7 protein-coding genes are annotated in these 13,287 nt (G+C 75.1%); 5 read left to right on the forward strand and 2 right to left on the reverse strand.

What is annotated here, in order from left to right:
* The first annotated feature begins 54 nt into the window (after nt 1-54).
* The 4 genes from H958_RS37015 to H958_RS0113210 all read left to right on the forward strand — a co-directional run bounded on the left by H958_RS37015 (nt 55) and on the right by H958_RS0113210 (nt 7,520).
* Nucleotides 55-2,730: an MMPL family transporter gene (locus H958_RS37015; protein WP_051324192.1), complete on the forward strand. Its 2,676-nt coding sequence runs from the start codon at nt 55-57 to the stop codon at nt 2,728-2,730.
* Nucleotides 2,727-3,992, forward strand: a complete 1,266-nt coding sequence (locus H958_RS37020) for a hypothetical protein (RefSeq protein WP_156027959.1) — start codon at nt 2,727-2,729, stop codon at nt 3,990-3,992. Before H958_RS37015 ends, H958_RS37020 begins: the two co-directional genes overlap by 4 nt.
* 90 nt (nt 3,993-4,082) lie before the next feature.
* On the forward strand, nt 4,083-5,279 hold the full coding sequence (locus H958_RS0113205; RefSeq protein ID WP_051324193.1) for an alpha-hydroxy-acid oxidizing protein: 1,197 nt from the start codon (nt 4,083-4,085) through the stop codon (nt 5,277-5,279).
* 108 nt (nt 5,280-5,387) lie between these two features.
* Entirely contained in the window at nt 5,388-7,520 is a 2,133-nt protein-coding gene (locus tag H958_RS0113210) for a sensor histidine kinase (protein WP_196807334.1), read from the forward strand.
* Between the two features lie 6 nt (nt 7,521-7,526).
* On the opposite strand, the gene H958_RS0113215 is transcribed toward H958_RS0113210, so the two are convergent.
* Both H958_RS0113215 and H958_RS0113220 read right to left on the reverse strand, forming a co-directional pair.
* A complete protein-coding gene (locus H958_RS0113215) occupies nt 7,527-9,968 on the reverse strand; it encodes a transglutaminase-like domain-containing protein (protein WP_028059016.1) in 2,442 nt (813 codons plus the stop codon).
* Between the two features lie 60 nt (nt 9,969-10,028).
* Complete coding sequence (locus H958_RS0113220) at nt 10,029-11,603, reverse strand: acyl-CoA synthetase (RefSeq protein WP_028059017.1); 1,575 nt, start codon at nt 11,601-11,603, stop codon at nt 10,029-10,031.
* A 162-nt stretch (nt 11,604-11,765) separates the two neighbouring features.
* Here H958_RS0113220 and H958_RS0113225 point away from each other — a divergent pair, with 162 nt between their 5' ends.
* Complete coding sequence (locus H958_RS0113225) at nt 11,766-13,280, forward strand: phytoene desaturase family protein (RefSeq protein WP_028059018.1); 1,515 nt, start codon at nt 11,766-11,768, stop codon at nt 13,278-13,280.
* Nucleotides 13,281-13,287 lie beyond the last annotated feature (7 nt).

Genomic DNA, 13,287 nt, shown 5'->3' on the forward strand with positions numbered 1-13,287 from the left:
GCGGGCGCGGTCGCCCCGTTTGTCCGCCCGAAGACGCGGGGATCTACCGGGACGATGCGCGTCTTCGCCCGCCTGGTCGTGAGCCTGCGCGCCGTGATCCCCGTTGCGTGGATCGCGGCCGCGGTGCTCGTGACGATCCACCTCCCCCCGCTCGGGGCCACCGGCAGCGCGCCGCTCGACGACCTCGTGTCGCAGGGCGGCGGCGCCGCGCAGGAGCAGCAGCGCGCGACGCGCATGTTCGGCTTCCCGCTCTACACCGACACCGTCGTCGTCCAGCGCGCGCCGGGCGGGCTTCCGCAGGCGACGCAGGAGCGCGCCGCGAGAGCCGCGCTGGCCGTGCGCGACCACCGCGCCGAGGACCTCCCCAACCTGCGGGCCGTCCTGCCGGTGAGCGACGCGGCGACCTCCCCGCTCGCCCCCGGCGACCGGGCGACGACCGCGCTCTCCTACCTCTTCTTCAGCGACGCCGCCGGCCTCGACGAGCGCCGCGACATGGCCGACCGCTACGCGCGGCGCTACCTCGGCGGCGAGCACGTCGTCGGCACCACCGGCGCCGCGCCCGCGCGGCTCGCGCAGTACGAGGAGATCCAGCGCGCGCTGCCGATCGTCGAGGCGGCCAGCATCGCGCTCGTCCTGATCATCACCGCACTCGCGTTCCGCTCGCTCGGCGCGCCGCTCGTGACCCTCTTCGCCGCCGCGATCGCCTACCTGATCGCGATCCGCGTCCTGCCGTGGGCCGGGCAGAAGGCCGGCGCCGACGTGCCCGCCGAGGTCGAGCCGATCATCGTCGTGCTGCTGCTCGGCCTCGTGACCGACTATTCGGTCTTCTTCCTCTCCGAGACGCGCAGGCGCCTGCGCCGGGGACAGGACCGCCGCCAGGCGGCGCTCGCGGCGACCCGCCGTACCGCCCCGATCGTCTTCACGGCCGGCCTGATCGTCGCCGCCGGCACCGGCGCGCTCGTGGTCGGCAAGCTCGGCTTCTTCCGCGCCTTCGGGCCGGGTCTCGCGCTCACGACGCTGATCGCGCTCGCGGTCTCGATCACGCTCGTCCCCGCGCTGCTGGCCCTCTTCGGCGCCCGCCTCTACGGCGGCGACCTCAGGCGCCGCGGCGCCAACGGCCCGGACCCGAGGCAGGACACCGACGCGCGCACGATCGAGCGCGCGCGCCGCGGCATCACCGCCGACCGCCCGGGGCGCGCCGCCCGCCTGCTGGCCTTCACCCGCCCGCGCACAGCGCTGAGCCGCACGCGCGAGCTCGCCGGCATCGCGCAGACCAGCCACTGGCGCCTGATCATCGCCCGCATCGCGTCCGCGCGCCCCGTCGCGCTGCCGATCGGGGTCGCCTGCATCGCCGCCCTGGCGATCCTCGCCACCGGCGCGAGCCGCACACAGCTCGGCCTCGGCTTCATCAGCGCGCTCCCGCCCGGCAACGTCGTGCGCGAGGCGGCGACGGCGGCGAGCGACGGCTTCGCGCCCGGCGTGCTCTCGCCGACGGAGATCGACCTCGAGCAGCCCGAGATCGCGACGCGCCGGCCGGAGCTCGCGAAGCTCGAGGCTCTCGTCCGCGCACAACCCGGCGTCGCCGCCGTGATCGGGCCGACCCGGCAGCCTCCTCCCCCGGCCCCGCCGATCCTCGTCACGCGCGACGGGAACGCCGCCCGCCTCGCGGTGGTCTTCGACTCCGACCCGCTCGGCGCGCCGGCGATCGACAAGCTCCAGGCGCTGCAGTCGCGCCTCCCCGCGCTGCTGCGGCAGAGCGGCCTCGGCGCGCCCCGCACCGGCGTCGGCGGCGAGACGGCGCTCGCGCAGGCGACCGTCGAGGGCGTCCTGCACGACCTGCGGCGCATCGGCATCGTCGCGATCGCCGTCAACCTGCTGCTGCTGATGCTGTTCCTGCGCGCCGTGATCGCGCCGCTGTACCTCGTCGGGGTCAGCGTCCTCGGCCTTGCCGCGAGCCTCGGCGTCACGACGTTCGTCTTCCAGGACGTCCTCGGCCACGACGACCTCACCTACTACGTCCCGTTCGCCGCCGCCGTGCTGCTCGTGGCGCTCGGCTCGGACTACAACGTGTTCGTCGCCGGCCGCATCTGGGAGGAGGCGCGCTGGATGCGGCTGCGCGAGGCGATCGCGGTGGCGACGCCGGCCGCCGCCAAGGCCGTCACCGTCGCGGGCATCGCGCTGGCCGCGAGCTTCGCGCTGCTCGTCGCCATCCCGCTGCGCTCGTTCCGCGAGTTCGCGTTCGTGATGGCCGCCGGCGTGCTGCTCGACACCTTCATCGTGCGTTCGCTGCTCGTCCCGGCGCTCACCTCGCTGTTCGGCGAGGCGGCGTGGTGGCCGGGGAGGCGCGTGCGCGGGATGCCGGCCGAGGAGATCGTCGAGCGCGTCGCCGACCGCGCGGGGCTGCCGTGGGAGGAGGCGGAGCTGCTGACCCAGGGCACGCTGGCCGCGCTGGGGGAGCGCATCTCCGGGCGCGAGCGGCGGACCCTCGCCCACCACCTGCCGCGGGAGCTGCGCGAGGCGCTCACCCGCTCCGGCGAGGGCCCGCAGCGCTTCTCCAAGGACGAGTTCCTCGCCCGCGCCCGTGCCCGCGCCGGCGGCGACGGCGTCACCGAGGCGGAGATGGCGGGCTACGCGGGCGCCGTGCTCAGTACGCTCGGGGAGGCCGTGCCCGACGACCTCGCCTACGTGCGCGCACAGCTCTCCGAGGACTACGACCCGCTGTTCGCATGAGCGTGGCGCGGCGGCGGCGCGCGCTGCTGATCGCCGCGCCGGTGCTGGTCGCGGCCGCCGTGGCGCTGGTGCTGCTGCTGCGCGGCGGCAAGGACACCGCTCCGCCGGCGCCGCGCGTGCCGACCGGGATCGAGCCGCTGGCGTTCATGCCGCCGGGCGCGGACGTCGTCCTCGACCTCGACACCGACGTCCCGTCGATCGCGATCGCCGCGGCGCAGCTCGTTCCGCGGCTGCCAGGGTCGACGTTGACCGCCGCGCAGGTGCAGCCGCTCGTCGGCTCCAGGATGGCGATCGCGCTCGACGGCGGGAGGATGTGGCTCGCGGCGATCACCCGCGCGCCGGCGCCGCCGGGCGCGGTCAAGCGCGGTGGGACGGTCGTCGTCGGGCCGGCGCCCGTGACGCCCGCCGACGGCGCCCGCGCCGCCTTCGACCGCCGCTTCACCGGCCTCCCGCGCTCCAGCGCGCGGGTCGCGTTCGATGCCCACGCGCTGCTGGCCGGCCGCTCGCCGGAGGCCGCCGCCACGCGCTGGGGGCGCTCGCTGCGGGCCGGCGCGGCCGTCCTCGTCAGCCGCGGGGAACGGGTGGTGCTCCCGTTCAAGGTCGCCGCCGACCCATCAGGGGTCGCGCTCTCCGACCTGCCCGTGCCGGCCGGCACCGCGGTCCCGCGCATGCAGGGCTCCGGGCCGATCGTCGCCGCCGTCCGCTCCCCCGCGCAGACGCTCGCGTTCCTGCGCGCGGCCGGCCTGCTCTCCGCGCTCGACGTGCTCGACCGCGCGCCGGGCTTCCTGCGCCCGGACCTCTCCGATCTCGGCCCCGACGCCACGATCACGACACCGGACCTGCGCGTCTTCACCGTCCGCGCCACGCCCCGCGATCCCGGCGACTGGTCCACCAAGCTGGCGCGCCTGGACGCGCTCTCGGGCCTGATCCGCTTCACCGGCGTCGCCGACGTGCGCATCGACCACGCCCGCGACGGCGCCTACACGATCGTCCAGAACGGCCGGCTCGCGGGACGCGCCGGCGTCTACGGGCGCACGCTCGTGCTCTCCACCGACCCGCGCGCCGACCTCCCGGCCGCGGCCCGGGCGCCGCTGCGGCCCGCGCCGGCCGGCGCCGCCGGAGCGCTCACCCTGCGCCTCGCGCCCGCCCTGTTCGGAGAACTGCTGCCGGCGCTCGTGCGCGATCGCGTCGGCGACGTCGCCGGATGGGCGCGGACGTCGCTCACCGGCGTCCGCGGCGAGCTCGGCGTCGCGGTCCGCTGAGAGGCGCCGGCGGCCGACCGGACGAAGGATCGGTTCTCGCCGTCCATCGGGTGCGTGGCGCGTACGCGAGGGGCGCCTACCGTCGGCCACATGGCGCTGCCCGAACCTCCTCGACCGCGCGTACCGGCGCGTCAGTTCGGCGATCTCCAGCTCGACATCTACCTCGACGGGCTCGAAGGCCGGATCCCGAAGTACCCGGTGGACTTCGCCTCGCTCGAGCGCAAGGCCGCCGAGACGCTGCCCTGGTGGGTGCACTCCTACGTCGCCGGCGGCTGCGGGGACGAGTACACCCAGCGCCTCAACGTCAGCGCGTTCCAGAAGTACGGCATCGTCCCGCGGATGCTCAACGGGGCCTATGAGCGCGACCTGTCGGTCGAGCTGATGGGCATCGACCTGCAGACGCCGCTGCTGATGTCCCCGGTCGGCGTGATCGGCCTCTGCGCCCAGGACTTCCATGGCGACCTGCACGTCGCCGAGGCGGCGGCGCGGACCGGCGTGCCGATGATCGCGTCCACGCTGACGATGGATCCGATGGAGGCGGTCGCCGCGCGCTTCGGCGAGACGCCGGGGTTCTTCCAGCTCTACACGCCGCGCGACCGCGACCTCGCGGCGAGCCTCGTGCACCGCGCCGAGCAGGCCGGCTTCAGGGCGATCGTCGTCACGCTCGACACGTGGACGCCGGGCTGGCGGCCGCGCGACCTCAACGCCGCGAGCTTCCCGCAGCTGCGCGGCTACTGCCTCGAGAACTACTTCACCGACGAGACGTTCCTGCGCCGGCTCGCCGCGTCGCCGCGCGAGGACCGCGACGCGGCGGCGCGCGAGTGGATGCGCATCTGGGGCCAGTCGCTGCGGTGGGACGACCTCGACTGGCTGCGCTCGCTGACGGAGCTGCCGATCGCGCTCAAGGGCATCTGCCATCCCGACGACGCGCGCCGCGCGCTCGATCACGGCATGGACGCGATCTATTGCTCCAACCACGGCGGCCGCCAGGCCAACGGCGGGCTCGCGGCGATCGACCTGCTGCCCGACGTCGTCGCGGCCGCCGGCGACATGCCGGTGATCTTCGACTCCGGCGTGCGCAGCGGCTCGGACCTCGCGAAGGCGCTCGCCATGGGCGCGACCGCGGTCGGCGTCGGCAGGCCGTATGCCTACGCGCTCGCCGTGGGTGGGACCGACGGCGTCGTCCACCAGCTGGGCGCGATCCTCGCCGAGCTGGACCTGTTGATGGCGATCGACGGCTACCCCAGCATCGAGGCTCTCCGGCGGGCCGGCGTTCGGCGGGCGTGACTCCACACCGGATCCGGCGTCTCTCACGTCCATGCCGGATCTGCGGGCTATCGTCGAATGAGTGATCCGGTTCGGCACCCGGGCTTGATGGCAGTGCAAGCGCGCCCGATGCCCGACGGGCATGAGGCGATCCTCGTGGAGGAGCAGGCCTCGCTGCGCCGGGTGGCGGCGCTCGCCGCCGGCGGCGCGCCGCCGGCGCAGGTGTTCGCGGCGATCGCCGAGGAGGTCGCCCACGTCCTGCGGCTTCCCTTGGTGGCGACGTTCCGCTACGACGCCGACGACGCCGTCACCGTCGTCGGGGCGTGGGGCGAGCGGCCGCACCCGCTGCGCGCCGGCACGCGGTGGCCGCTCGGCGAGGAATCGCTGGTCGCGCGCGTCCTGCGGTCGGGCCGGCCCGCGCGGGTCGATGACGTCGCCGAGCTGCGCAGTCCGATCGCCGCCGCGACCCGCCCGTTCGGCGTCCTCGCGGTGGCCGGCGCCCCGATCGTCGTAGACGGCCGCGTGTGGGGCGTGATCGCCGCCTCCCCGGCGGGGGACCGGCCGCTGCCCGACCACATCGAAGAGCGGCTCGCCGGCTTCACGGAGCTCGTGGCGACCGCGATCTCCAACAGCCAGGCGCGCGAGGAGCTGCGCCGGCTCGCCGACGAGCAGGCCGCACTGCTGCGGGTGGCGACGCTCGTCGCGGAGGGCGCCACGCCCGATGACGTGTTCGCCGCCGTCGCGCGCGAGGCCGCCGAGGTGCTCAACCTGCCGCTCATCGGGATGTACCGCTATGAGCCGGACGGCACGGCGACGGTCGCCGGCGCCACCGGCAACCACCCGTTCCAACCCGGTACCAACTGGCCGCTCGACGGCCCGACCGCGGCCTCGTTGGTGCGCAGGACGGGCCGGCCCGCACGGGTGGAGGACTACGCGGACGTCCCCGGTGTGCTCGGCGAGGCCGCGCTGCGCGCCGGATTCCGCGCGGGGGTCGGAGCGCCGATCGTCGTCGACGGCCGGCTCTGGGGCTCGGTGTGCGCCTGCGCCGACCAGCGGATGCCGCTGCCGCCCGACGCGGAGAGCCACCTGAACCAGTTCACCGCGCTCGTGGCGACCGCGATCTCGAACACGCAGGCCCACGCCGACCTGCGCCGCCTCGCCGACGAGCGGGCGGCGCTCCAGCGACTGGCGACGATGGTGGCCGACGGCGCCGACCCGCAGGTGGTCTTCGACGGCGTCTGCGAGGAGACCGGCCGCGTGCTCGAGGCGTGCAGCGTCAACCTCGTCCGCTTCATCCCCGACGGGTTCAGCCTGACCGTGGCGGGCTGGAGCCCGCGCGGCGAGCACGTCCCCGCGGGGACGCGGCTGCCGCTGGACGGCGAGAGCGTCAACGTGCTCGTGCGCGACACCGGCGAGCCGGCGCGCATGGACAGCTACGCCGACGCGTCCGGGGCGCTCGCCGAGGTGATCCGCCACGTCGGCGTCCACTCCGAGGTCGGCGCGCCCGTGCTCGTCGAGGGCCGCGTCTGGGGCGCGCTGATCGCGGGGACGTCGTCGCAAGACCCGCTGCCACCCGGGACCGAGCGGCGGCTGGCGCGCTTCGCCGACCTGATCGCGACGGCCGTGTCGCACGCGGCGACGCGCGAGGAGCTCTTCGCGTCACGCGCGCGGATCGTGGAGGCGGCGGACGAGCAGCGGCGGCAGGTGGTGCGGGACCTGCACGACGGCGCCCAGCAGCGCCTCGTGCACACGCTGATCATCCTCAAGCTCACGCTCGAGACGCTTCGCCGCGAGTCGTCCACCGCCACGCCGGCAGTCGAGGAGGCGATCGAGGAGGCGCAGGCCGCGATGCGGGAGCTGCGCGAGCTCTCGCACGGCATCCTCCCGGCCGATCTCACGCACGGCGGGCTGCGCGCGGGGCTCAACGCGCTCGCCTCGCGCGCGTCGGTGCCCGTCGCGCTCGAGGTCCCGTCGGCGCGCTTCGCCGCCTCGGTCGAGGCCACCGCCTACTTCCTCGTCGCCGAGGCGCTGACCAACGTCTCCAAGCACGCGCAGGCGAGCCAGGCCTGGGTGACCGTCACGGTCGAGGACGGCGCGCTGCGCGTGGAGGTCCGCGACGACGGGATCGGCGGCGCGAGCGCCACGGGGTCGGGGATGGTCGGGATGCAGGACCGGGTCACCGCGCTGGAGGGCCGCCTTCGGATCGTGAGCCCGCCGGGCCGCGGCACGGTCGTGGTGGCGACGCTCCCGCTCTCCGGCTGAGCCCGCTCAGCGCGCGCGCAATCGCGGCGGCAGCGCCCACAGCGCGCGCAGCCGGCCGGCCGGTCCGAGCCCCTGCGCGAGGGCGCGGCGCAGCGCGCGGCGGCCGGCGCGGGTCGGCGCCGCCGGGACCGGCGCATAGCGCCCCGCCGTGAGCGCGCGCAGGTAGCCCGCGGCCTCCGGTGAGTGGCTGCCGATCCGGCGCTCGAGCTGGTGCAGCGTCGTGCCGGTGCTGATCGGGCGGCCCAGCCGGCGCAGGGCGTCCTCGAGCTCGGGCACCGCTCCCCGCGGGCGCCGGAGCAGCGCCACGAAGACGGCGAGCGCGCCGAGCAGGACGCCGATCCCGGCTCCCCACAGCCACCGCGGCACGCTGCCCTCGTCCAGCCCGCCCCCCGAGCCGCCGCTCTGGTTCTCGAGCAGCAGGTCCGGCCGCACGCGGCCCGAGCTGTCGGCGCCCGGTCCCGTGCCGCCGCCGGGACCCGGCGTCGCGCGGTCGGGTGCGAGCGGCGCCGCCGAGGGCGGAGCCGTCAGCGCGGCGATCTGCGAGCGCGCCGGCGTCGCGTCGGGCGTCGGGTCGAGCGTGACCCAGCCGTAGCGGTCGAACCACGCCTCCACCCACGCGTGCGCGTCGGTGTCGCGCACGATCCACGCCTTCTTGCGCGTCGAGTAGCCGCCGGGGCTGAAGCCGGTCGCCACCCGCGCCGGGATGCCGCCCATCCGCAGCAGCAGCGCCATCGCGCCCGCGTAGTGCTGGCAGTAGCCCTCGTGCGAGGTGGTCAGGAAGTAGTCCAGCGGCGCGCGGCCTGCCGGCGTGGCCGGCGGATGCTCGGAGTAGCGGAACTCCGGCCGGTGCAGGTAGCGGTCGACGTTGCGGATGTAGTCGTAGGGCTGCACGGTGCCGCGCTTGAGCCGCTTGGCGAGCTGCCACGTGGCGGCGTAGTACGAGCGCCGCATGACGGCGTCGACGTCGTACTGCTCGGACATGTAGGTGCCGGGAAAGTCGACCGACGGCGAGCCGATCGAGCCGAAGGGCGGGAACTGCGCGACGCCGGAGCGGATGCGTTCGTCCAGCCGCCCGCCCGGCAGCTTGCGGCCTGGCAGCAGCGGGATGCGCAGGCTGCGCTCGGCCGACGAGCCGACCGACGAGGCCTGCGCGAGCTCGGCCGGCTCGGGATCGGGCGCATGGACCTCGGCCGTGTAGGAGTCGCCGCGGCGCAGCCCGCCGGGAGCGTCCCAGGTACCGGACGCGAGCCCGGGCCGCACGTCGCGCGACGCGTCCTTGATGCCGATGATCGTCCCGGCGCCGACGACCGTCGTCGTGCGCATGCGCCGGACGCTGACCTCGATCGTGCTCGTCCACGCGGGCCGGTCGCGGAAGTCCTCCGGCACGTCGGCCTCCCACGACTGGTCGCCGTTGTGCTGAGCCGGCGTGGGATCGGTGCGCACGTCCCAGGCGACGCCGTCGAAGTCGTCGAGGTCGCGCGTCTTCCAGTACAGCGGATCCCGCGACTTCACCCGCAGCACCTCGTTGCCGTTGCGCGGCCAGACGATCGGCCCGTAGCTCTGCGTCCAGTCGAAGCGCACCGGATCGTCCGGGCCGAGGCTCTCGGCGAAGGCGCGGTAGTCGAACCACGCCTCGTTGCGGTCCGCGACGGCAGCCAGCGGCAGCGCGCCCGCGAGCGCGACGCCGACCAGCGCCGCGACCCCGAGCCCGGGGCGCAGCGGCAGCCGCTCGAGCCACAGGAAGCACACCGTCAGCCCGGCGATCGCGAGCCCCAGGAGGAGCGAGCTGCGGCCCCCGAGCGAGACCACCGGCGAGGCGATCACGATCAGCAGCACCGCGAGCGCGATGAAGGGATAGCCGCGCTCGGGCGGCGCAAAGCGGGCGACGCTCGCCGCGTCGCCCGAGGTTCCCGTCCAGGGGCCTTGGACCTCCGCCGCGGCAAGCGCCGAGCGCGGCAACCGGGGCCAGAACGCGATCAGCGCGGCCAGCACGAGCAGCTCGGCGCCGAGCACCTGCAGCGCGATCGAGGGCCACGGGTCCACGCTGCCGTACGGAAGCTTGACCGTGCCGAGCGCCTGCAATCCCGTCGCCAGCCCGGAGACGAGCTGGTCCCAGTTGCGCGGGCGCAGGTAGGCGAGCGGCGTGCGCGACGCGACGTATCCGGCGAGCAGCGCGCCGGCGACCGCGCCGGTGAGGGCGAACGCGCGCGGCCAGCCGAGCGGCGCCCGCCCCGCGGCGACCACGGTCACCGCGCCGGCCAGCGCCGCGAGGACCCACAGCAGCGCGCGGCCTGAGCCGAGCCCCGCGATGAGCCGCTGCCACTCCAGCGCGCCGATCGAACCGAGCGCGGCGAACCCGATCAGCCGCGCGACCCACTGCGGCAGCAGCGCGCGCGAGGACGAGCGCGCCCGCGAGGCGCGATCGACCCTTGCACGGACGTGCTGCACGGTTATGAGTCTGCCACTCGCCGATCCCGCAGGTACGCGGAGCCTCCGGCGACGCGAGCCCTAGCGAGCGTCGCCGAATTCGCGCTGGCGGAGCTCGATCCGCCGGATCTTCCCGGTGAGCGTCTTCGGCAGGTCCTCGACGAACTCGATCCTGCGCGGGTACGCGTAGGCCGACAGCCGCGAGCGCACGTGCGCCTGGATCTCGCCCACCAGCTCGTCGGACGCGGCGTGGCCCTCGGCGAGCACGATGAACGCCTTGACCACGTGCCCGCGGCGCTCGTCGGGCGACGCGACCGCCGCCGCCTCCTTGACGGCCGGGTGCTCGAGGCACGCCGACTCGACCTCGAACGGGCCGATGCGGTAGCCCGCCGCGATGATCACGTCGTCGGCACGGCCCTCGTACCAGACGTAGCCGTCCTCGTCGAAGCGGGCCGCGTCCTTGGTGTGGAACCACTCGCCGCCGAAGGTCTCCCTCGCCGCCTCCTCGTTGCGCCAGTAGCCGAGCGGATAGTGCGGGTTCGAGCGCGCCCGCAGGCAGATCTCGCCGCGCTCGCCCTGCGGCACGGGGTGCTCGTCCTCGTCGAGGATCTGCACGTCCCAGCCGGGCATCGGCCGCCCCATCGAGCCCTCGCGGACCTCCATGAACGGGTAGTTGGCGACCAGCGGGTAGGACTCGGTCAGGCCGTAGTAGTCGAGCACCGTGAGCCCGTACTGCTCGCGGAACCAGCGGATCGCCTCCGGGTTCAGCGGCTCGCCGGCCGAGCAGACGATGCGGAACTTCTGCGGGTAGCGCGTGCCCGCGTCGGCGATGGTCATCATCGAGCGCATCGCGGTCGGCGTCGTGAACACGTTGGTGGCGCCGTGGCGCGAGAGGAAGTCGAGCTGCTGATGCGGGTCGAAGCCGCCCTGGCGCTGGAGCACGAGCTGGACCGCGCCGAAGCGCCACGGCCCGAGCAGCGGCGCGATGCCCGCCGCCCATGCCCACTCGCCCATGCCGTGGAAGCGCTCGCCGTCGCGCACGTCGTGGCAGTAGATGAACTCCTCGTGCGCGAGCAGGTACCGGTGCGCGTGCACGATGCCCTTGGCGAGGCCGGTCGTGCCGGACGTGTAGTAGAGCTGCGCCGGGTCCTCGGCCAGCGTGTCCTCGCGCTGGAACTCGGGCGACCCGGAGGCCAGCAGGTCGTCGTCGAGCAGCAGGACGTGCTCGACCAGCGAGGGATCGACGCGGTCCTTGTTGGCCGCGTTGGTGACGAGCACCTTCGCCTGGGAGTCGCTGACGCGGTGGCGGATGCCGTCGTCGCCGTAGAGGACCGACATCGAGAGCAGGATCGCGCCCGTCTTCCACGTGCCGAAGAACGCGGCGGCGGTCTCGGGTGTCGGCGGAAGCAGCATCGCGACGCGGTCGCCCTTCTCGACCCCGTGCGCGCGCAGGACGTGGGCGAACCGGTTCGACGCCTCCTGCAGCTCGCCCCAGTGGACCTCGCGCACCGTGCCGTCGAAGTGCTCGTGGATCATCGCGAGCTTGTCCGGAGGATGCTTGTCGCAGACGTCCTCGGCGATGTTGTAGTGCTCGGGCACGCGCCACTCGTGCGAGGCGACGGCCTCCTCGTAGGACGCGATCGACGTCGTGCTCATCCGGGCTCTCCTCCTCTGCAGCCGACCCCTGGGAGGATAAGTCCCGGACCGGGCCCGCGGGCGTCTCCAGGCCCGGATGGACCGATTCCCGACGATGCTGGCACGTATGACCACGACATCCACGACCGCGAGTCGCTCGACCCGGCCCGCGCGGGCGGTCGCTTGACCGACGCGCTCGTCATCGGCAGCGGCCCGAACGGCCTCGCCGCGGCGATCCGCGTCGCCGAGGCGGGCCGCTCCGTACTCGTGCTCGAGGCCGCCGCCCATCCCGGAGGCGCGGTGCGCACCGAGGAGCTGACGCTGCCGGGCTTCAGGCACGACACGTTCTCCTCGGTCTACCCGGCCGGCGCTGCGTCGCCGGTGTGGAGGCGCATGCCGCTGCACGAGCACGGGCTCGCGTGGATCCAGCCCGAGGCCGCGTCGGCCCACGTGCTGCCCGGCGGGCTTGCGGCGGTGCTCTACCCGGACCTCGCCCGCACCGCGTACTCGCTCGACGCGCTGCACCGCGGCGACGGCGAGGCGTGGGCGCGGTTCGCCCGGCCGTTCCTGCACCACTTCGCCGCCGTGCGCGACACGATGCTCTCCGGCTTCCCGCCGCTCGGCGGCCCGCTGCACCTGCTCGCGCGCGCGGGCCCGCTGCGGCTGCTCGACTTCGCGCGCCTGCTGCCGGGCTCGGCGACCGGGCTCGCGCGCCGGCTGTTCAGCGACGGCGGCTCGCGCGCGTGGCTCTACAGCGCCGCGCTGCACGGCGACACGCCGCCCGGCCGCGCCGGCAGCGCGATCGCCGCGTTCTATCTGAACCTGCTCGGCCACGCGGTCGGCTGGCCGAGCCCGCGCGGCGGTGCGCAGGCGCTCACCGACGCGCTCGTCTCCTATCTGCGCAGCCGCGGCGGAGAGGTCCGCACGGGCGCGCGCGTGGAGGCGATCACGTCGGCCGGCGGGCGCGTCACCGGCGTGCGCGTGGCCGGCGGGGAGGCGCTGACCGCGCCCGTCGTCGTCGCCACCGTGATGCCGCAGGACCTGCTGCGGATGACCGGCGACGCGCTGTCGGCGTGGTACCGCGCGGGGATCTCGCGCTACCGCGTCGGCGCCGCCACGATGAAGCTCGACTGGGCGCTCGACGGGCCGATCCCGTGGCGCAACGCGCAGGCCCGGACCGCGGGAACGGTGCACGTCGGCGGGTCCGAGGACGAGTTCCTCGCCACCGTCGCCACGTCGCAGACCGCACTGCCGGAGCGCCCGTTCCTGCTCCTCGGCCAGCAGACCGTCGCCGATCCGACGCGCGCGCCGGAGGGCAAGCACACCGCGTGGGCCTATACGCACGGGCCGGCGGCCGCCGACTGGGCGCCGCACGCCGAGCGGATGGAGGCGCAGGTCGAGCGCTACGCGCCCGGCTTCCGCGACCGCATCCTCGCCCGCCACGTCATGGGCCCGAGCGACCTCCAGGCGCGCGACGCGAACCTGATCGACGGCGACGTCGGCGGCGGAAGCTACCGGCTGCGGCAGGTGATCTTCCGCCCCGTCCCGGCGCTCTCGCCGTACAAGACGCCGCTCGACGGCCTTTTCCTCGGCGGCGCGTCGACGTTCCCGGGCGGCGCCGTGCACGGCGTCCCCGGGGATGCCGCGGCGCGGGCGGCGCTGCGCTCGTCTTCCTCTCAGGGCATCGTTGCCCGTTGATGCGATT

It is taken from the genome of Candidatus Solirubrobacter pratensis (assembly GCF_000425945.1).
GTDB classification, from domain to species: Bacteria; Actinomycetota; Thermoleophilia; order Solirubrobacterales; family Solirubrobacteraceae; genus Solirubrobacter; species Solirubrobacter pratensis.

Coding starts and splice junctions, on each gene's coding strand:
- H958_RS37015 (WP_051324192.1), top strand. CDS start 55: ATGCGCGTCTTCGCCCGCCTGGTCGTGAGCCTGCGCGCCGTGATCCCC.
- H958_RS37020 (WP_156027959.1), top strand. CDS start 2,727: ATGAGCGTGGCGCGGCGGCGGCGCGCGCTGCTGATCGCCGCGCCGGTG.
- H958_RS0113205 (WP_051324193.1), top strand. CDS start 4,083: ATGGCGCTGCCCGAACCTCCTCGACCGCGCGTACCGGCGCGTCAGTTC.
- H958_RS0113210 (WP_196807334.1), top strand. CDS start 5,388: ATGCCCGACGGGCATGAGGCGATCCTCGTGGAGGAGCAGGCCTCGCTG.
- H958_RS0113220 (WP_028059017.1), bottom strand. CDS start 11,603: ATGAGCACGACGTCGATCGCGTCCTACGAGGAGGCCGTCGCCTCGCAC.